Origin of the sequence: Pseudonocardia phyllosphaerae (genome assembly GCF_046546475.1) — a bacterium.
GTDB classification, from domain to species: domain Bacteria; phylum Actinomycetota; class Actinomycetes; order Mycobacteriales; family Pseudonocardiaceae; genus Pseudonocardia; species Pseudonocardia phyllosphaerae.
Genome location: NZ_JBKGXS010000002.1, coordinates 260,916 through 279,648, shown reverse-complemented (window position 1 = coordinate 279,648; position 18,733 = coordinate 260,916). Strand labels below are relative to the sequence as shown.

The window sequence follows — 18,733 nt, the reverse complement described above, 5'->3', positions numbered from 1 at the left end:
GAACCGTCCGGACTCGCCGAGCCGGGCGACCGGATGACCTCCGTGTCGCCCCCTGTGCCCGGCCCCTGGTTCAGCGAATGACCCCCGCACGCATCGCCAGCGCCACCATCTGGGCGCGGTCACCCGTGCCGAGCTTGCGCCCGATCCGGGAGAGGTGGCTCTTCACGGTCAGCGCCGACAGGTTCAGCGCCTCACCGATCTCCTTGTTGGACTGCCCGTCCGCTACCAGCTGCAGCACCTCGACCTCGCGGGCCGACAGCTCGCGCGGGGTGTTGTCGGTTCCGGGCACCCGGGAGCCGGTGGCCAGCAGCGGGGCGACCGTCGGGTCGGCGTAGACGCCGCCGTCGAGCACCCGCTTGACCCCGTCGGTCACGACCGACGGCGACGCGGACTTGAGCAGGTACGCCTGCGCGCCGGCCTGGAAGGCCGAGCGGACCGCGTACGGGTCGTCGGAGGAGGCCAGGACGACGAGCCGGTTCCACCCGAGGGAGCGGAGCTCGCTGACCAGGTCCAGGCCGCTGCCGTCGGGCAGTGTGAGATCGAGGATGGCGAGGTCGCACGGACCCGCCGCGTGTGCCCGGGCCCGCGCCTCGGTCACCGAGGCCGCCTCGTGCACGGTGCCGGCGCCCATCGTGCGCAGGCGGCCGGCGATCGCCTCGCGCAGCAGCGGGTGGTCGTCCACGACGAGAACCGTGAACAACTCCTCCCGCGGGTGCGGGACCATCGACGGCGAGAGCATCGCTCCACCGAGCGGGGCACCGCCGGTGGCGGCGTTCCCGGAGCCCTGTGCGGGCGCTTGCTGGCCAAGTACAGCCACGTCGTCAACCTTCCTGGAGTCGGTCGTCAGCCCCCGACCAACACCGGAACCCGAGGGACGGAGAGTGGCGCTCGGCCGCCCGGGTGGGTGCCATGGCGGAGATGGTATCCCGCCATGCGGCCTAACGTCGCGTGTGCACTCGAACTTCTGGGCCGCGAAGTTACACACGTGTGGCCGTCGTCCCACTCCGTCGGGTGACGATTCGTGGCCACGAATCTGCCACGGGTCACTGACCAGCAGGAATCAGCCCGGCGAACGGCTGAGCGGTACTGCGCCGACCGGTGGCAGCCCGGCGGCCGTCGCGATGAGCGCGGCGAACGCTGCGGCGTGTCGGGACAGGTCACCGTCACTTTCCGTGGGTGACCAGGAGGCCCGCAGCTCGACGTCGTCCTCCTGCGGCGGCTCGGCGTCCGGCCCGTCCTGCAGGCCGCCGAACCGGACCGACGACGTCTGGGTCACCGTGCCCGCGAGCGCGGTGTGACCGGCGCCCGCCTGATCGAGTGCATCGGTCAGCCAGGACCACCCGATCCGGGGAAGCATCTCGTCACCCAGCTGACCCGCCTCGAGACGGGCCTGGACGAAGCAGACGAGCCGGAAGGTGCCCTGCCACCGCTCGTGGCCGTCCGGGTCGTGCAGCAGGATCAGCCGGCCCGAGGTGTCCGGCTCGTCGAGATCGTCGGTGCCGTCCCCACGGTGGCCGATGTCGGCCTCCATGCTGGTCGCCCAGCTGTAGGGGGCGAGCCTCGGCGGGGCCTCGAGCGGGCGGACCACGAGCTCCGGACGCGGCGCCACGGCACCGAGCGAGCGCACGGCGCGGCGGAACAGCGGTGGTGGTGAGATCGGGTCGGGCACGGCGGGACACTCTAGGCACGCCCGTCGGCCGGTACGGGCAGGCGCGCCGGGCGCGTGCGCGGGCGCCGCGGGCGCGTGGGACGATGGGCCGGTCATGACAGCAGGCACCCTCGCAGGCGACGCCCCCGCTCCGGCCGCGCGTCGCGACCTCGCCGGATCCCCGTTCCTCGACGCCGCCCACGGGCGTCGTCCCTCGCGCCTGCCCGTGTGGTTCATGCGCCAGGCCGGGCGCTCGCTGCCGGAGTACCGGAAGCTGCGCGAGGGCAACGCCATGCTCGAGGCGTGCCTGACCCCGGAGCTGACCTGCGAGATCACCCTGCAGCCGGTGCGCAGGCACGGGGTGGACGCGGCGATCCTGTTCTCCGACATCGTCGTGCCGCTGTACCTGGCCGGGATCGGCGTCGACATCGTGCCCGGCACGGGGCCCGTGATGGACGCCCCCGTGCGCACCGCCGCCGACGTCGAGGCGCTGCCCGAGCTGGCCCCCGAGCAGGCCGACCGGGTCGGCGAGGCCATCGGGCTGCTGCTGCCCGAGCTGGGGACGACGCCGCTGATCGGCTTCTGCGGTGCCCCGTTCACCCTCGCGTCCTACCTGATCGAGGGCGGGCCCAGCCGCAACCACGAGCGCACCAAGGCGCTCATGTACTCCGACCCGGAGCTGTGGCACGCCCTGATGGGCAAGCTCGCCACGCTGACCGGCACCTTCCTGCGCCGCCAGGTCGCCGCCGGGGCCGACGCCGTGCAGCTGTTCGACTCCTGGGCCGGGGCGCTGTCCGAGCGCGACTACCGCCGCTTCGTGCTGCCGCACTCCGCCGCGGTGCTCGGGTCGATCTCCGGTATCCCGCGGATCCACTTCGGCGTCGGGACCGGTGAGCTGCTCGGTGCGATGACCGAGGCCGGCGCCGACGTCATCGGCGTCGACTGGCGCACCCCGCTCGACGAGGCCGCCCGCCGCGCCGGGGGAGCGACCCCGGTGCAGGGCAACCTCGACCCGGCCGTGCTGTTCGCCGGGCAGGACGCCGTCGACGCCGAGGTCGCCCGGATCGCCGACGAGGGCACCCGCACCCCGGGGCACGTGTTCAACCTCGGCCACGGGGTGCTCCCCGCGACCGACCCGGACGCGATCACCCGCGCCGTCGAGACGATCCACGCCCAGCCGCTCCCGTGACCGCGGGGGCCGCGCCCCGGGTCGCCGTCGTCGGTGGCGGGGTCTCCGGTCTCGCCGCGGCGCACCGGCTCCGGACGCAGCTGGGCCCGGCCGCGGAGATCCTGCTGCTGGAGCAGCGTGACCGGCTCGGCGGAGTGCTCGACACCGTGGACCTGGCCGGCACCCCGGTCGACGTCGGCGCGGAGGCCTTCCTCGTGCGCCGCCCCGAGGTGCTCGACCTCGTCACCGAGCTGGGGCTCGGCGACTCGCTGACCCACCCCACGGCCGCCACCGCCACCATCCGCGCCGGTGGCCGCACCGTCGGGCTGCCCCGCGGGACGCTGATGGGGGTACCCGGCCCGGCCGCCGCGCTCGACGGCGTCCTGTCCGCCGACGGTCTCGCCCGCGCCGCCGCCGAGGCCACGCGGCCGCTGTCCTGGACCCCCGGGTCCGACGTCGCGCTGGGCGCGCTGCTGCGCGAGCGCTTCGGCCCGGAGGTCGTCGACCGGATCGCCGATCCACTGCTCGGCGGGGTCTACGCCGGCCGTGTCGACGCCCTCGGCCTGCGTGCCACCGTCCCGGCGCTGGCCACCGCCCTCGACGACGGCGCCGGCTCGGTGACCGCCGCCGCCGGGGCCGGGATGGCCGCGTCCGGGCAGAGGGCAGGCACGCTCGCCGGGCCGGTGTTCGGCGCGCTGCGCGGCGGCTACCGGGAGCTGGTCGACGCCCTCGCCGGGGCCGCGAAGGCCCGGGTACGCACCGGGGTGACGGTGCGGGCGCTGGAGCACACCGGGACGGGTGCGGCCCCCGACGCCTGGCGCCTGACGCTCGGCCCGGTGCCGTCGCCGGAGTACCTCGACGTCGACGCCGTCGTGCTCGCCGTCCCCGCGCCCGCGGTGCGCCGGCTGCTGGAGCCGGTGGTGCCCGCCGCGGCCGCGGCGGCGGGGCGGATCGACCTCGCGTCGTCGGCGGTGGTGGCGCTCGCCTACCGTGCCTGCGACGTGACCGGCATGCCCGCCACGTCGGGCTGCCTGGTCGCCGCCGACGAGCCGCTGCCGGTCAAGGGTGTCACCCACTCCTCGGCGAAGTGGGCGCACCTCGGCGCCGACGGCCTCGTCCGGATCCGGGCGTCCACCGGCCGGTTCGGCGAGGAGGCCGGCTTGCAGGTCGACGACGACGAGCTCGTCGCCCGCACCCGCCGCGCACTGTCCGAGCTGGACGGCATCGGTGCCGAGCCGGTCGCCGCGCACGTCGCCCGCTGGGGCGGCGGCCTGCCGCAGTACGGCGTCGGGCACGGTGACGTCGTGGCCGCGCTGACCGGCGCCCTCGCCGGCGTCGCCGGGCTGGAGGTGACCGGCGCGATGCTGCACGGTGTCGGCGTCCCGGCCTGCGTCGGGACCGCCCGAGCTGCCGCCGATCGGCTGGCCGCGGGGCTCGTCACTCCTCGGTGAGGGTGCCCTGACCTCGGGCGTAGGATCGGGTCATGGCCCGTGTCGACGTCAAAGCCATCAACGACAGCATCCGCTACACCATGTGGTCGGTGTTCCGGATCGAGCCGGGCAAGCTCGGTGACGACCGTGCCGCGGCGGGTCGCGAGGCGACGGAGTACCTGGACTCGCTGGCGAACAAGGACGTGACCGTCCGCGGTGTCTACGACCTCGCCGGCCTGCGTGCCGATGCCGACTACATGATCTGGTGGCACGCGGAGAACATCGAGCCGCTGCAGGCCGCCTACAACGACCTGCGCCGCACCACCGCGCTCGGCCGCGCGTCGGAGCCGGTGTGGAGCCAGACCGCGCTGCACCGCCCGGCGGAGTTCAACAAGAGCCACGTGCCGGCGTTCATGGCGGGGGAGGAGCCGAAGGGCTACATCTGCGTGTACCCCTTCGTCCGCTCCTACGAGTGGTACCTGCTGCCCGACGCCGAGCGCCGCAAGATGCTCGCCGACCACGGCATGGAGGCCCGCGACTACCCCGACGTCCGGGCCAACACCGTCCCCGCGTTCGCGCTGGGGGACTACGAGTGGATCCTCGCCTTCGAGGCCGACGACCTGTACCGGATCGTCGACCTCATGCGGCACCTGCGCGCCACCGAGGCCCGCCGGCACGTCCGAGAGGAGACCCCGTTCTACACCGGGCCGCGGGTCCAGGTCGGCGACCTGGTCGCGTCCCTGCCGTAGTAGTCCCTGCCGTAGTTGTCCCTGCCTCAGCACCCGCACGACCGACGACGGCGGCCGGCCCCGGAGCTCCGGGACCGGCCGCCGTCGTGTCGGGAAGGCTCACTCGGTGGGCTCGAGCTCCAGCGACACCGAGTTGATGCAGTAGCGCAGGTCGGTGGGCGTGCCGTAGCCCTCACCGGCGAACACGTGCCCCAGGTGGCCGTGGCAGTTCGCGCACAGCACCTCGGTGCGCTCCATGCCCAGGCTGGAGTCGGTGCGCTCGATGACGGCGTCCCCGGCCAGCGGGGTGAAGAACGACGGCCACCCGCAGTGCGAATCGAACTTGGAGTCGCTGCGGAACAGCTCGGACCCGCACGCCCGGCAGCGGTACACGCCGGTGCGCTTCTCGTCGGTGTACTCCCCGGTGAACGGGCGCTCGGTCCCGGCCTTGCGGAGCACCTGGAACTCGGCCGGGCTGAGCTGGGCCCGCCACTCGTCCTCGGACTTCTGCACCGCCGGCGCCGGGAGCTCCTCGGCCGCCGCGGTGGTGTTGCGGTTGAACAGACCCATGCACCCACGCTAACCCGTCTCCGCCGTGCACGCCCGTGACCGCGGGAGGGCGAGCGGTGTCGGCGGACACCCCGCAGCGGTAGGTTCACGCCGTGGCGAGCCGCGATGCCGTGATGCTGCCGGTCGACGGGCCGGACGGCCCGCGAGAGGTGCGGGTGTCCAGCCCCGGCCGGGTCGTCTACGCGGCGACCGGCCGGACCCCGGAGATCACCAAGCTGCAGGTCTGCGAGTACGTCGCCACCGTCGGCCCCACCATGATGCGCAGCATCGGCGACCGGCCGACGGCGATGGAGCGCTGGCCCGGCGGCTGGCGCGAGGGCATGCGGCTGGCGACCGGCCCGCAGGACCGCGACGCCGACGGCTTCTACCAGAAGCGGTTGCCCCGCGGCGCCCCCGACTTCGTCGAGACCACCCGGATCCGGTTCCCCAGCGGCCGCACCGCCGACGAGCTGTGCCCGACCGAACCGGCCGCGCTGGTGTGGGCGGCGCAGATGGGCACGCTGACGTTCCACCCGTGGCCGGTCCGCAGCCCCGACCTCGACCATCCCGACGAGCTGCGCATCGACCTCGACCCGCAGCCCGGCACGACGTTCGCCGACGCACGCCGCGTCGCCGGCGTCACCCGCGAGCTGCTCGCCGAGCTCGGCCTGCGCGGGTTCCCGAAGACCAGCGGCAACCGCGGCGTGCACGTCTACGTCCGCATCGAGCCGCGCTGGAGCTTCGACGACGTCCGGCACGCCGCCATCGGGCTCGGCCGCGAGCTGGAGCGGCGCGACGGCGGCGTCACCACCTCGTGGTGGAAGGAGGAGCGCGGCGCCCGGCTCTTCCTGGACTACAACCAGAATCTCCGCGACCGCACCATCGCCGGCGCCTGGAGCCTGCGCGCCCGCCCGGGTGCCCCGGTGAGCACCCCACTGACCTGGGAACGTCTCGCCGCCCTCGACGACCCGGCCGAGTTCGACCTGACGACCGTGCCGGAGTACCTCGCCGGCGGCGACCCGTGGGCGGAGATGGACGAGCAGGCGTACTCGCTGGAGCCGCTGCTGGAGCTGTGGGAGACCCTGCCCGGCGGGGAGCTGAACTGGCCGCCGGACCACCCGAAGCAGCCCGGCGAGCCGCCGCGGGTACAGCCGAGCAAGAAGGTCGCCGAGCACTGGGACGACGACGGCAACCGCGTCGAGCACCCCTAGCCCGGGCTCACTCGCTGCCGGTGAACCCGCGCTGGGCCAGCCACTCCCGCGCCACGGTGCGCGGGTCCTGGCCCTGCGCGGAGACCTTCTCGTTGAGCGCGAGGATCGTCGGGTAGTCCAGCGCCGACGCGATCGGGTCGAGCACCTTCGCGACGTCCGGGTCCTGGTCGTAGACGTCCTTGCGGATCGTCGGGACGGCCTTGTAGGTGCCGTGGTAGCCGCGGTCGTCGGCGAGGACCTTCAGGCCCAGGCCGGGGATGCGGCCGTCGGAGGTCCCGACCTCACCGAACAGGCAGACGCCGTCGGCGGTGGACTGGTAGATCAGCCCGGCGTCGAGGACCTCGGAGCGGCCGGGCGGCAGCGTGAAGCCGTAGGCCTTCTGCAGGCCGCGCAGCCCGTCCTCGCGGGAGCTGTACTCGGTCTCCACGCACACCGTGCCCGGCTTGTTCGCCCGGACGTAGGCGGCCATGTCGTCGAGGGTGCGCAGGTTCAGCCGGGCCGCGGTCGTCCCGGCGACGGTGAACGCGTAGGTGTTGTCGAACCCGGCGGGCTGCAGCCAGAGGATGCCGTTGCGCTGCTCGTCCTCGTGGCGCAACGCGGTGAGCAGCTGCGGCTCGGGCAGCTTGCGGGTCTGGCGCAGGAACGACGCCCACGCGGTGCCGGTGTACTCCCAGTAGATCGAGATGTCGCCGGACTGCAGTGCGCGGCGCGTGACGTCCGACCCGCCGGTGTCGCACCGGTCGGTCACCGAGGCGTTCGCCGACTGCAGCGCGGCGATCGTGATGTGGCAGAGCAGGATCTGCTCGTCGAAGTTCTTCGACCCGACGACGTAGGTGCGCCCGGTGAGGTCCGCGGCGTCGGCCAGCGAGCCGGGGGAGACGTCCGGGCCCGCCGAGGACAGCCCGCAGCCGGCGACCACCCCCGCGGCCAGCACGGTCACCGCACACAGCGCGGCGGCGCGGACGCGGCGCAGCGGGCGGCGTGCGGTCACGGGTGTCCTTCCCGGACGGGGAGCGGGCGGCGGCCCGCTCAGCCGACCACGGAATCCCCGGAGGCGCAACGGTGACGCACCGGAGGCCCCCACCCGGTGCGGGTGGAGGCCTCCGTGTGGTCCTGCGTGTTGGTCCTGCGGGTCGGCCGCCGTACCGTCGCGCGACGGCGGCGTGCTCAGCCGATGAAGGGGATCAGCCGATGAAGCCCTTCTGCTTCATCCAGTCACGCGCCACGTCGCGGGCGTTCTTGCCGTCCACCGACACCTGCTTGTTGAGCTCGAGGATCGTCGGGTAGTCCAGTGCCTGCGCGATCGGGTCCAGGACCTTCGCGACGTCGGGGTTGCGGTCGTAGACGTCCTTGCGCATGGTCGGCGCCGCGTTGTAGGTGACGTGGTACTTCTTGTCGTCCTCGAGGACCTTGAGGTTCAGGCCGTTGATCCGGCCGTCGGTGGTGTAGACCTCGCCGAACAGGCACTGGCCCTTGGCCGTGGAGTCGTAGATGACGCCGGCGTCGAGGGTCTCCACCTGCTCGGGCTTGAGCGTGAAGCCGTAGGTCTTCTGCAGGCCGCGCAGGCCGTCGTCGCGGCTCTGGTACTCGGTCTCGACGCAGATCTTGCCGGGCTTGCCCGCCTTCAGGTAGGCGGCCATGTCCGACAGGGTGTTGATCTTCAGTTCCTGCGACTTGGCCTGCGGGATGGCGAAGCCGTAGGTGTTGTTGAACCCGGCCTTGTCCATCCAGACGATCGGGACGTTGTTGTTGGTCTTGTTCGGCGCCCCGTCGGTCTGCTTGACCTTCTCGTAGAGCTGGTTGTCGTCCTTCACGCTGTCGGTCGGGTTCTTGTAGAACGACGCCCAGGCGGTACCGGTGTACTCCCAGTAGGTGTCGATGTCCCCGCGCAGCAGCGCCTGGCGGGTCACGTCGGTGCCGCCGGTACCGCAGCGGTTGGTGACGGTGGCGCCCGCGGACTCCAGCGCGGCGTCGGTGGCCTCGCAGAGCACGAACTGCTCGTCGAAGTTGTTCTTGCCGCCGACCGTGTAGTTCTGCCCCTGCAGGTTGGCCGCCTTGGCCAGCGAGCCCGCACCGGCCGAGGGCCCGCTGCTGCTGAGCCCGCCGCAGCCCGAGAGCAGCAGCGCCGCCGCGGCGGTGATCGCCGACGCGGCGAGCGTGGATCGTCCGATTCTCACGTGTTCCTCCTGGAGAACTGCGTTCGGCGTCCGGTGGGACCGGCGGCCGGTTCGGGGTGGAGCGGGAAGTGGTGCGCGGGGAGCGGTCCGGGGAGGGGTCACCCACCTCGCCGGGAGACCAGGAACTCGGCGATGCCCGCCAGCCAGTCGACGATCAGCGCGAGCGCCGCGACCAGCGCCGCGGCGGCCAGCGTGCCGTTGGGCCGGTTCAGCTCGAGCATGCCCTTGATGATCTGGCCGAGGCCGCCGGCGCCGATGTAGGTCGCCAGGGCCGCCGTGCCGACGTTCAGCACGAGCGCGACCCGCACCCCGGCGACCATGACCGGGGTCGCCAGCGGGAGCTCGACCTTGAGCAGCGTCTGCTTCGCCGACAGCCCGATGCCGCGCGAGGCCTCGATGACACCCCGGTCGACCTGCTGCAGCCCGACGACGGTGTTGGTCAGCACCGGCAGCAGCGCGGCCAGGGCCAGCGCGATCACCGCGGTCGGCGTGCCCAGCCCCAGCGGGCTGAACGCCAGCAGCACGATCACGCCGAACGGCGGCAGCGCCTGCATGAATCCGCCGAAGGCGAGGATCGGGCGCTGCATGCGGCCGAACTGCGGGCGGCTGATCAGGATGCCCAGCGGGATCGCCACCACGATGACGACGATCGTGGACAGCGCCGTCAGCAGCAGGTGCTCGCCGAGCCGGGCCGAGATGTTGTCGGCGTTGATCACCGTGCGCTCGACGGAGTCCAGCGTCTGGGTCGACAGGTAGCCGAACACCAGCGCCAGCCCGACGATCACGATGACCGGGATGACGATCAGCGACTTGTCGAGCTTCTTCCGCGGCGGCGACGCCGACGGTCCGGCACTGCCGCCGTCGTCCGGCCGGGCCTCGGCCTCGGCGTCCGCGACGGCGGTCACCGGCCCGGCCGCTTCGTGTGCAGGCCCCCGACGAGGTCCTTCCACCACAGCACGCCGGTGGCCTTCTGCTGGTCGTCGACCACGGCGACCAGCGGCGACCCGGCGTCGAGCATGACGTCGACGGCGTCGTAGACGGTCCCGGACGCGGGCACCGTGACCAGCTGCGGCAGCTGCTCGGTGCCGGGCAGCGAGGCCCAGCGCTCCGGGCGGCCTGCCGCGTCGGCGTGGTAGGTGGGGGAGCCGTTGCGCTCGCCCTGGCCGTAGAGCCCGATCGTGCCCAGCTCCAGGCGGGACAGGTCCAGCAGCGACAGCCGACGCACCGCGGCCCCCGAGCCGACGAACTCGGCGACGAAGTCGTTCGCCGGGTGGGTCAGGATGTCGTCGGGGGAGGCGTACTGCTGCAGCGTCCCGCCGGGCCCGAACACCGCGATCTTGTCACCCAGCTTCACGGCCTCGGTGAGGTCGTGGGTGACGAAGCAGATCGTCTTGGCGATCTGGCGCTGCAGCTCCAGGAACTCGTCCTGGATCCGCTCGCGGGTGATCGGGTCGATCGCGCCGAACGGCTCGTCCATCAGCATGACCTGCGGGTCCGCGGCGAGACCGCGGGCGACGCCGACGCGCTGCTGCTGGCCGCCGGAGAGCTGGCGCGGGTAGCGGTCCCGGTAGTCCTTGGGCTCCAGCCCGACCAGGTGCAGCAGCTCGTCCACCCGTGCGGAGATCCGGCTCTTCTCCCAGCCGAGGATCTTCGGGACGACGGCGATGTTGTCGCCGATCGTGAAGTGCGGGAACAGGCCGACCTGCTGGATGACGTAGCCGATCTTGCGGCGCAGCTCGTTGGCGTTGACCGAGGTGACGTCCTCGCCGTCGAGCACGATCCGGCCGCTGCTCGGCTCGATGAGCCGGTTCATCATCTTCAGCGTCGTCGTCTTCCCGCAGCCCGAGGGGCCGATGAACATGACGATGTGGCCGGCCTCGACGTCGAGGTCGAGGGTCTGGACGGCAGGGGCCTCGGTGCCCGGGTAGGTCTTGGTGATGCCCTCGAGGGAGATCATCGCCCGGCCCGCGGAGCCGCCCGCGGTGCCTGCCGGGGATCCGGTGGTCGCGGTGCCGGTGGGCGCGTCCTCGCTGCCGAGCGGCACGGCGCCGGACGAGACGGACTGGGACGGCTCAGACACGGATCCCCCTGGGAGTGGTGAGTCGCTGCACGACGTAGAAGACGACCTCGTAGACCGCGGCGACGACGAGGCAGCCGAGGGTCGCGGCGAGGATCTGGTTCAGCGAGTTGGTGGCACCGAGGCGGCTGAGCCCGCGGAACAGCTCCGAGCCGAAGCCCGGGCCGCTCACGGTGCCCGCGACGACCGCGATACCGATCATGATCAGGACGGCGACGCGCAGCCCGGAGAGGATCACCGGCCACGCCAGCGGGAGCTGGATGCGGGCCATCCGGCGGATCGGCCCCATCCCCATCCCGCGGGCCGACTCCAGCACCGCGTCGTCGACCGAGGACAGCCCGGCGACGACGTTGCGCAGCACCGGGTAGATGGAGTAGATCGTCAGCGCCGTGACCGACGGGGCGACCGCGAGGCCGACCAGCGGCACGAGCAGGCCGAACAGGGCCAGCGACGGCACCGTGAGCGCCGCCGAGGTGATGAGCAGCAGCCCCTCCCGCGTGCCCGCCCGCAGCGGCTTGCTCCACGACTCCGGCGTCAGCCGGTTCGTGTGCAGCACGATCCCCGCCACCAGCGAGATGGCCGCAGCGATCCCCACCGAAATGGCGACGAGGAGGAAGTGCTGCTGCCCGTTGAAGAAAATGGTGGAGAACTGATCGCTGACATACGAGAAGAAATCCACTGTGCTCCTTCCGCCCACAACCGGTTCCGCCGAGCGGCCCGGACCCGCCGGTCCTTCGGGACCACTCGGCCACGGGTGTTACCGGCGTTACACCCTCCGACGGCGTCGACCGGTCACCGCCCGGCGCCGTGATCCCCCCGGCGACCTGCGGCGACCGCGTCACCGGAGCTGAGACTAGCCCGGAGAGGGGCCCCGGGTCAGCAGTTCCGGGAGTTCCGTGACCGAACCGCTCCCGATTCGCGAAACCATTACTCGAACCGTCCCCGCAGGTGGAGGGACCCGTCGGCGGGGGTCCGGCAACAGTGCCGGAAAACTGCGGATACGGAATCGTGACCTTCCGCGGCGGCCCGATGACCACCGAGCGTCGTCCGTCCGGTGCAGCGGGTTACGGCGGGCAGGCTGCGTTACGGCGGACAGACGACGTCATCGGCCGGGGCGCGGCCGCCGACCAGCGCCTTCCCGACGACGGCGGTGACGCACGGCGTGCGCGGGTAGGCGCCGGTCCCGGCGCCCTCCCAGCGCACCAGCCGCCCGGTGCCGAGCCGGCGGGCGGTCTGCTCGGCTCCGGCCTGCGGGGCCCGCGGGTCGTGCGCGGTGCCCACCACGAGCACCGGTGGCCCGGCCCCGGCCGGTGCGCCCGGCGTCTCCGGCCCGCCGGACGGCCACGGTCCGCAGGTCACCAGGTCCTGCGCGGCGACCACCCCGAACAGCGGATACCGCCCGCGCCACTGGCCGGCCAGCGCCGCGCCCTCGCCGGGTGTGGTTCGGACCCGGCTGTCGTTGCAGCGGGTGGCCAGAGCGCCGTCGAAGCGGCTGCGCGGCCCGGCCAGCGGCCCGAGGACGCGTTCCAGCCCGGCCGGGTCGCCGCGGTTCGCCGCGCCGAGCGCCGCCGCCAGCTCGGGCCAGCGGGCCGGCTGGGGGAGCAGTCCCCGCACGGCGTGCAGCACCGCGCCGGAGGTGATCGAGTCGCCGTCGCCGAGCGGGAGGGCGGTGCGGCCGAGCCGGGCGACCAGCCCGGTGACGGCGGCGCGCGGGTCGGCGCCCAGCGGGCAGGAGCCGGCCTCGGTGCAGGCCTCGGCGAACGCGTCGAACGCGCCCTCGGCCGCGGCGGTGGCGGCCTCGGCCCGGGCCGGGCCGTCCACGGAGGGGTCGGTGGGACCGTCGAGCACGACGCGGCCGGCCGCCTCGGGGTGACGGGCCAGCCACGTGGCCGTCGCGTCGGCGCCGTCGCCGGTCCCGACGACGTCGAGGCGCAGGGTGCCCAGCGCGCTGCGCAGCGACTCCAGGTCGTCGGCGGTGGACGCGGCGCGGAAGTCGGTCAGCGTGCCGGAGAGCAGCAGGTAGCAGTCCTGCACGATCGACCGGGAGCGTTCCAGCAGCCGGGTCATCGCGGCCTCGTCGGCGTCGGTCGGACGGGCGTCGACGAGCGCGGCGCGGGCATCGGGCGGGCCGCAGTCGAGCAGGTCCTCGCCGCTGCCGCGCCGGTCCATCCCGATCACCTGGTAGTGCTTCAGCACGTCGGCGGGCAGCCGTGCGGCCAGCGTCGCCGCGGCGCGCGCGGAGCCGTCGGTCCCGGTGTCCCCGACGACGACGAGCGCGGGCAGGTCCGGCGCGGCGCCGCGCTGGGTCACCCGGGTCAGCCCGAGCCGGGCAGGCCCCAGGTCCGGGCGGGTGCGGTCGGCGGGCACGGACAGCCTGCCGCAGCCGACCGACAGCACCCGCCCGGCCGGGGGAGCGGTGCCCGCGGCCTTCAGCCCGGCCAGCACCGGTGCGGTGCAGTCGGTGAACTCCGGGCCCGACCGGACGGGCTCGGAGGGCGGCAGCGCGTCCGGGTCCGCGGGCTCGGGCTGCGCCGGGCCCGCGGCCGCGGGCGGGGCGGGCAGGTCCTCGCCCCGCACCGCCACCGGCGGGCGGATCGACGGGCCGACCGAGCAGCCCGCGAGGAGCGCGAGCAGCAGCACGAACACCGCGGGGGCGCACCGCCTGCGCATCCCGCCCGTCCCGCGTCCCGCCCACAGCTCACCCATGATCGAGCCGAGTGTGCCGCGGGCGGGGTGTGGCCCCGGTGAGCCGGTCAGCGGGCGGTCCAGCCGCCGTCCTGGGTCAGCGAGGCGCCGGTGATCGACGGCGACGCCGGGCCCCACAGCACCGCGGCCAGCTCCGCGGTCTCGGACGGCTCGATCAGCCGCTTGCGCGCCACCGGTGTCAGCATGATCTTCTCGATCACCTCGTCCTCGCTGATGCCGTGCGTGCGGGCCTGGTCGGCGATCTGGGCCTCGACCAGCGGGGTGCGGACGTAGGCGGGGTTGATGCAGTTGCTGGTGACGCCGTGCTCGGCGCCCTCCAGCGCGGTCACCTTGGACAGGCCCTCCAGGCCGTGCTTGGCCGAGACGTAGGCCGACTTGTACGGCGAGGCCCGCAGCCCGTGCGCGCTGGAGATGTTCACGACCCGGCCCCAGCCGCGCTCGTACATGTGCGGCAGGCTGCGGCGGATCAGCCGGAACGGCGACTCCAGCATCAGCCGCAGGATGTTCGAGAACAGGTCCGGATCGAAGGCCTCGAGCCGGGACACGTGCTGGCGGCCGGCGTTGTTGACCAGGACGTCGACGTCGGCGGGCAGGGTCTCGACGGCGTCGAGGTCGGACAGGTCGCAGCCGATCGGGGTGACGGCGGGGACCTCCGCGGCCAGCGCCTTCACCCGCTCCGGATCGAGGTCGACGGCGTAGACCTCGGCGGCCCCGTCCGCGGCGACCCGCCGGGCCACCGCCGCACCGATCCCGCTGCCGGCCCCGGTGACCAGGGCCTTCTTCCCCTCCAGCAACCCACTCATGGCCCGACCGTACGACGCCGGCGACCCGGCTCAGGAGTGAGCCGGGTCACCCGATGCGGTCCCGGGGGTCACTCGACGCGCGGGGCCTTCTTCGCCGCCTTGCTGTCCAGCTCCAGCCGGACGGCGACGGGCAGGTCCGGACGGCTCAGCGAGTCGCGCACCTGGGCGAGCACCTCGTCGTCCAGACGGCGGCACAGCTCGGTCACGGTGTGGTCGGGCGCGTCCTCGTCGATCCAGACGACGGCACGCACCGCGGGCTTCGCCGCCGAGCCGACCGTGCGGGCGCGGGCCCGGGTGACACCGGGCAGCGCGGCGGCGCCGTCGGCGACGGCGTCCGCGGCGGCCGAGGCGTCGACCCGGATGGTGGTGCCTGCACCGTCGTCGAGGACGACGTCGGGGCGGGACTCCGGGCGCACCGCGCGCACCGTCCAGACCAGGCCGAGCACGAGCAGCACCACGCCGGCCGCGACGGCGACCCCGCGGGTGATGTCCGGCTGCGCCGACAGCGCGTCGACGATCATCGGGTCGATCACCGGGCGCATCGCGCGCCCGGCACCGAACAGCCCGGTGACCAGCAGGACGGTCAGGACGCCCGCGGCGAGCAGCAGCAGCCCGAGCAGGGTCAGCCCCCAGCGGGCGCCGCCTGCGGAACGGGCGCGGGCCTTCCGGGCGCGGCGCGTCGACCGGCGCGTGCCTTCCGGCGACGGCGGCGCGGGCGGCGACGCGGTCGGGATCGGCGAGGTGTCCGGCCCGGACTCCGGGGTGGCGGAGACGGTCATCAGTGGACTCCCTTCGCACCGGGCTGGTCCTCGGTGGCCCGCACGGTGAGCTTGGGCCTGCGCATCAGCGGCAGGCCGTCGAGCACGGCGGAGGCCGCGGCGCGCGCGTCGTCGCGGACGGTGTCGCCGCGCCCGGTCGCCCGCACGAGCACCGAACGCTTCGACGCCGTGACCGAGGCGCCGGTCATCACGTCCTCGGCACGGACCCGGCTGCCGACCAGGCGGGCCAGCACCCGCGGCGAGGTGTTGACCGTCAGCCCCGCCGACGGCGAGACGATCGGGACCTCGTGGCGGCGCGCCAGCAGCGCGACGACCAGCAGGATCACCCCGGCGACGATCGCCCCGATCGCGACCCACAGCACGACCGGGTCGGTCCAGAGCAGGTTCTCGAGGGTGGTGCGCCAGTCCCGCCAGGGCACGAGCACCCCGGCCGGGGCGGCCGGCCCGGCCTCGAACTGCGCCCAGTCTGCGACGGTCTCGACGAGGACGAGCGCGCCGAGCGCGGCCACGGCCAGGCTGACCAGCGGTGCCAGCACGCGGAGCAGGACCCGCACGGTGTTCCTCCTGCTGTGATCGGGTGGTGGATGGGGAAGGGGCCTAGGAGACCCGGGCCGGCTCCGGGGCGCGGTCGCTCTGCAGCTGGTCGACGTCCACGGTCAGCGCGCCGAGCCGGCGCCCGGTCATCCGGCGCAGGTCGGAGGTGACCCGCTCGCGGACGTCGGCGACGGCGGCCCGCACCGGACCCGGGTAGGCGAGTGCCAGGGTGAGCCGGACGTCGACCTCGTCGGCGGTGCGCGGTGTGACCTTCGCGCTCGGTCCGCTCTCGCCGACCCCCACACCGGCAACGGTGCGGGTGCGCCGGCGGGTCGCGGGGGCGGTGTCCGCCGCGTACTCGACGATCTTGCGCAGGACCGACGGGTCGACGTCGAGCCGCCCGCGGTCCTCCGGATCCGGCAGGCTGCTCATCGGTCGCGCCCGCGGCCGAGCAGCGCGGACACGTCCAGCTCGCCGTCGAGGGCGCGGCCCGCGGCGAAACCGATCACGCCCAGGACGAGGGCGATGACGAAGGCCGGGAAACCGCCGATCGCACCGGCGATGCCCAGCAGCAGGCCTGCCAGGAGGCCGGTCTGGGTGGCGTTCATGATTCTCCTCCGAACGATGTGGGACGGCCGGGCCCGGGCCACCGCGGGCGGCGGTGCGCGGGCCGGTCGACGCGGGGATGGGTGCGGCGGCGGACCGTCCGGATCGCCGCGACCAGCACCCTGGTCGGCAGCGGCAGGTCCGGGACGATCTCGATCGGGCGGTCGAAACGTGCGTCGTCGTCGGGCGCGGTGCGCGAGGAAGTGTTCCCCGGGTTTCCCGCGCGCTCGAGCGCCCGGAAGCGCGCGAGCCCCTCGCGGAACACCACGGGGTCGCCACCGCGGTCCGGATGGTGCGTCCGGACGAACGCCCGGTACGCCGCACGCTGCTCGGGAGTGAGCCCGTCGCGCATCGGTGCCTCCGTCCCCGCGGTCATGCCAGTGTCCTGCCGGTGCGGGGCGTGCCCGCGGTGTCGACAGTGCCGCCGGTGCCGCCGGTGCCTGCGGTGTCGCTGGTGCCTGCGGTGTCGACGGTGCCTGCGGTGTCCACCCGGCCGGGCCCGGCGGGATCCCCCGTCGGGGCCGCGGGCTCGCCCGCGACCACCACGTCGGACACCGTCACGTCGATCGGTGCCCCGCCGACCAGCGCCGACAGCTCCTCGCGGAGCGCCGACACGACGTCGGGGATCGGCCGGTCGAGGGTGAGGACGACGCCGACCTCGATCGGCTCGCCCGGGTCGCCGACGTGCACCCCGACCAGCTTGCGGCCGGGCAGCCAGGTGACGACGCCGCCGTAGGTGCCGCCGTCGAGCCGGGCGACCGCCGGATGGGCGGCCAGCGCACCCGCGACGAGCTCGGCGAGCGTCGCCGGGTCGGGACGGGCGTCCTCGGCCGGCACGACCTCGGTGGTGCGGCCTGCGGACGTGCCGCCCGGTACGGGTTGGGGGGAACGGGGCACGGTCACTCCACGACGCGGCCGGTGGACGCCGGGGCGGACTCGGTGTCCTCCTCGTCGTCCTCGTTGGGCAGGTGGATGTCGTTGACGGCGATGTTGACCTCGACGACCTCGAGACCCGTCATCCGCTCGACGGCGCCGATCACGTTGCGGCGGACCGCCTTCGACAGGTCGGCGATCGAGACGCCGTACTCCACGACGATGTCGAGGTCCACCGCGGCCTGCTTCTCGCCGACCTCGACGGCGACCCCGGCGACGTTGGAGGCGCCGGTCGCGCCGCCACCCGGGATGCGCTCGCGCAGCGCGCCGAACGCGCGGGACGCCCCGGAGCCCATGCGGTAGACGCCGTTGACCTCGCGCGCGGCGATGCCGGCGATCTTCTGGACGACCGACGCCGCGATCGACGTGCGGCCCTGGCTCGTGTCACCGCCGATCTTGGTCGCGGCGGAGCTGTCGGAGGTCGTGGCGGGGGTGCTGGTGGTCATCCCTGGCTCCTCTCCCGGCGCGGGCGGCGCCGGCGGATCGATCGTGCGGACACCCGTGTGATGCCTCCGGGATGCCCGTCCTCACGCGGCTTCACCGGGCTTCACTCGTTCGGAGGAGTGACGGCGGTGGTGACGGAGCCTGCGGGGCGGTCGCGGAGATAGCGCAGGAGCAGGGTGCCGTCCACGGCTGCCTCGTGCCCGGCGAGGCGCATCCGGTGCGGCGGCACCACGGCGTCCGGGCCGGCCGCGATCCGGGCCGCAGGCCCGCCGACCAGCAGGGGGACGAGCGTGAGCCGCAGCTCGTCGACGGCGTCGGCGGCGACGAGATCACCCAGCAGTGTCGGGCCGCCCTCGCACAGCACCTGCCGGTACCCGCGGGCGGCGAGCGCGCCCAGCACCGTGGCGGGGGACAGGTCGCCGAGCACGACGACCTCGCCCCCGGCCGCGGCGATGGCGTCCCTGCGGGCGGCCGGCGCGGCCGCGGTGGTGAGCACGAGCGGGGCGGCGACGGTGTCGGTGAACAGCCGCGACGCCGGGTCCAGGCCCGCCGAGCCGGTCACCACCGCGACCGGCGGCGGGGGGCCGGGCTGCGGGTCGTCGGCGCTCGGACGGCGCGGCCGGATCCCGCGGTAGTTCTCGGCGCGCACCGTGCCCGCACCGACCAGCACGACCTCCGCCGCCCGGCGCAGCGACCGGAAGAGCACACGGTCGGCGTCGGTGCTGAGCCCCTGCGAACCGCCATCCGCGTGTACGGCGCCGTCGAGCGAGGACACCATCACCGCGGTGACGTGGGGTCGGTCGGTCATCGCGCGATCATGCCGCCGGTGCGGCCGTGATGCAGCCGTTCCCCAGGGGTGTGTCCCCCGAAGGCATGCCTCACCTATGGTGAGCACGGACGTCGTGACCCGCTGGCCACGGCGTCGAGGCCGATCAGGGGG

The 18,733-nt window shown here is 74.1% G+C and carries 22 protein-coding genes; 4 read left to right on the top strand and 18 right to left on the bottom strand.

Annotated elements, in window-relative coordinates; genetic code table 11:
- Positions 1 to 70: 70 nt before the first annotated feature.
- Both ACLE50_RS06695 and ACLE50_RS06690 read right to left on the bottom strand, forming a co-directional pair.
- Complete coding sequence (locus ACLE50_RS06695; RefSeq protein ID WP_410942854.1) at positions 71 to 724, bottom strand: LuxR C-terminal-related transcriptional regulator; 654 nt, start codon at positions 722 to 724, stop codon at positions 71 to 73.
- Between the two features lie 336 nt (positions 725 to 1,060).
- Positions 1,061 to 1,669: a DUF3000 domain-containing protein gene (locus tag ACLE50_RS06690; RefSeq protein WP_410942517.1), complete on the bottom strand. Its 609-nt coding sequence runs from the start codon at positions 1,667 to 1,669 to the stop codon at positions 1,061 to 1,063.
- A gap of 94 nt (positions 1,670 to 1,763) precedes the next feature.
- Between ACLE50_RS06690 and hemE the strand changes: the two genes are divergently transcribed.
- From hemE to hemQ, 3 genes are read left to right on the top strand one after another with little or no spacing between them, the layout of a single operon-like run.
- Positions 1,764 to 2,837, top strand: a complete 1,074-nt coding sequence (hemE, locus tag ACLE50_RS06685) for a uroporphyrinogen decarboxylase (protein WP_410942516.1) — start codon at positions 1,764 to 1,766, stop codon at positions 2,835 to 2,837.
- A complete protein-coding gene (gene hemG / locus ACLE50_RS06680) occupies positions 2,834 to 4,267 on the top strand; it encodes a protoporphyrinogen oxidase (RefSeq protein ID WP_410942515.1) in 1,434 nt (477 codons plus the stop codon). Before hemE ends, hemG begins: the two co-directional genes overlap by 4 nt.
- Positions 4,268 to 4,299: 32 nt before the next feature.
- On the top strand, positions 4,300 to 4,995 hold the full coding sequence (gene hemQ, locus ACLE50_RS06675; protein ID WP_410942514.1) for a hydrogen peroxide-dependent heme synthase: 696 nt from the start codon (positions 4,300 to 4,302) through the stop codon (positions 4,993 to 4,995).
- A gap of 99 nt (positions 4,996 to 5,094) precedes the next feature.
- Here hemQ and msrB read toward each other — a convergent pair whose 3' ends face one another.
- Positions 5,095 to 5,544, bottom strand: coding sequence for a peptide-methionine (R)-S-oxide reductase MsrB (msrB, locus tag ACLE50_RS06670; RefSeq protein WP_410942513.1), 450 nt, complete (start codon positions 5,542 to 5,544; stop codon positions 5,095 to 5,097).
- A gap of 113 nt (positions 5,545 to 5,657) precedes the next feature.
- Here msrB and ACLE50_RS06665 point away from each other — a divergent pair, with 113 nt between their 5' ends.
- A complete protein-coding gene (locus ACLE50_RS06665; RefSeq protein ID WP_410942853.1) occupies positions 5,658 to 6,734 on the top strand; it encodes a DNA polymerase domain-containing protein in 1,077 nt (358 codons plus the stop codon).
- Positions 6,735 to 6,741: 7 nt separating this feature from the next.
- Here ACLE50_RS06665 and ACLE50_RS06660 read toward each other — a convergent pair whose 3' ends face one another.
- From ACLE50_RS06660 to ACLE50_RS06590, 15 genes are all read right to left on the bottom strand, one after another.
- A complete protein-coding gene (locus ACLE50_RS06660) occupies positions 6,742 to 7,725 on the bottom strand; it encodes a glycine betaine ABC transporter substrate-binding protein (protein WP_410942512.1) in 984 nt (327 codons plus the stop codon).
- A 193-nt stretch (positions 7,726 to 7,918) separates the two neighbouring features.
- Positions 7,919 to 8,911: a glycine betaine ABC transporter substrate-binding protein gene (locus tag ACLE50_RS06655; RefSeq protein WP_410942511.1), complete on the bottom strand. Its 993-nt coding sequence runs from the start codon at positions 8,909 to 8,911 to the stop codon at positions 7,919 to 7,921.
- Positions 8,912 to 9,009: 98 nt separating this feature from the next.
- A complete protein-coding gene (locus ACLE50_RS06650; protein ID WP_410942510.1) occupies positions 9,010 to 9,816 on the bottom strand; it encodes an ABC transporter permease in 807 nt (268 codons plus the stop codon).
- Positions 9,813 to 10,991 carry an ABC transporter ATP-binding protein gene (locus ACLE50_RS06645; RefSeq protein ID WP_410942509.1) on the bottom strand — a complete coding sequence of 393 codons (1,179 nt, stop codon included), beginning with the start codon at positions 10,989 to 10,991 and terminating at the stop codon, positions 9,813 to 9,815. Before ACLE50_RS06645 ends, ACLE50_RS06650 begins: the two co-directional genes overlap by 4 nt.
- Positions 10,984 to 11,667, bottom strand: coding sequence for an ABC transporter permease (locus ACLE50_RS06640; RefSeq protein WP_410942508.1), 684 nt, complete (start codon positions 11,665 to 11,667; stop codon positions 10,984 to 10,986). Before ACLE50_RS06640 ends, ACLE50_RS06645 begins: the two co-directional genes overlap by 8 nt.
- Before the next feature lie 404 nt (positions 11,668 to 12,071).
- Positions 12,072 to 13,694 carry an alpha/beta fold hydrolase gene (locus ACLE50_RS06635; RefSeq protein WP_410942507.1) on the bottom strand — a complete coding sequence of 541 codons (1,623 nt, stop codon included), beginning with the start codon at positions 13,692 to 13,694 and terminating at the stop codon, positions 12,072 to 12,074.
- A 47-nt stretch (positions 13,695 to 13,741) separates the two neighbouring features.
- Complete coding sequence (locus tag ACLE50_RS06630; protein WP_410942506.1) at positions 13,742 to 14,497, bottom strand: SDR family NAD(P)-dependent oxidoreductase; 756 nt, start codon at positions 14,495 to 14,497, stop codon at positions 13,742 to 13,744.
- 68 nt (positions 14,498 to 14,565) lie between these two features.
- The gene (locus ACLE50_RS06625) at positions 14,566 to 15,276 is read right to left on the bottom strand and encodes an alkaline shock response membrane anchor protein AmaP (protein ID WP_410942505.1); all 711 of its coding nucleotides are present in this window, start codon (positions 15,274 to 15,276) and stop codon (positions 14,566 to 14,568) included.
- Complete coding sequence (locus ACLE50_RS06620; RefSeq protein WP_410942504.1) at positions 15,276 to 15,830, bottom strand: DUF6286 domain-containing protein; 555 nt, start codon at positions 15,828 to 15,830, stop codon at positions 15,276 to 15,278. The genes ACLE50_RS06625 and ACLE50_RS06620 overlap by 1 nt, the downstream gene beginning before the upstream one ends.
- A gap of 43 nt (positions 15,831 to 15,873) precedes the next feature.
- Complete coding sequence (locus ACLE50_RS06615) at positions 15,874 to 16,242, bottom strand: Asp23/Gls24 family envelope stress response protein (RefSeq protein ID WP_410942503.1); 369 nt, start codon at positions 16,240 to 16,242, stop codon at positions 15,874 to 15,876.
- Positions 16,239 to 16,418, bottom strand: a complete 180-nt coding sequence (locus ACLE50_RS06610; protein ID WP_410942502.1) for a hypothetical protein — start codon at positions 16,416 to 16,418, stop codon at positions 16,239 to 16,241. Before ACLE50_RS06610 ends, ACLE50_RS06615 begins: the two co-directional genes overlap by 4 nt.
- Positions 16,415 to 16,792 carry a hypothetical protein gene (locus ACLE50_RS06605; RefSeq protein WP_410942501.1) on the bottom strand — a complete coding sequence of 126 codons (378 nt, stop codon included), beginning with the start codon at positions 16,790 to 16,792 and terminating at the stop codon, positions 16,415 to 16,417. Before ACLE50_RS06605 ends, ACLE50_RS06610 begins: the two co-directional genes overlap by 4 nt.
- The gene (locus ACLE50_RS06600) at positions 16,789 to 17,313 is read right to left on the bottom strand and encodes a hypothetical protein (protein ID WP_410942500.1); all 525 of its coding nucleotides are present in this window, start codon (positions 17,311 to 17,313) and stop codon (positions 16,789 to 16,791) included. The genes ACLE50_RS06605 and ACLE50_RS06600 overlap by 4 nt, the downstream gene beginning before the upstream one ends.
- 2 nt (positions 17,314 to 17,315) lie before the next feature.
- On the bottom strand, positions 17,316 to 17,795 hold the full coding sequence (locus ACLE50_RS06595) for an Asp23/Gls24 family envelope stress response protein (protein ID WP_410942499.1): 480 nt from the start codon (positions 17,793 to 17,795) through the stop codon (positions 17,316 to 17,318).
- Between the two features lie 101 nt (positions 17,796 to 17,896).
- Entirely contained in the window at positions 17,897 to 18,601 is a 705-nt protein-coding gene (locus ACLE50_RS06590; protein WP_410942498.1) for a dihydrofolate reductase family protein, read from the bottom strand.
- Between the last annotated feature and the right edge of the window lie 132 nt (positions 18,602 to 18,733).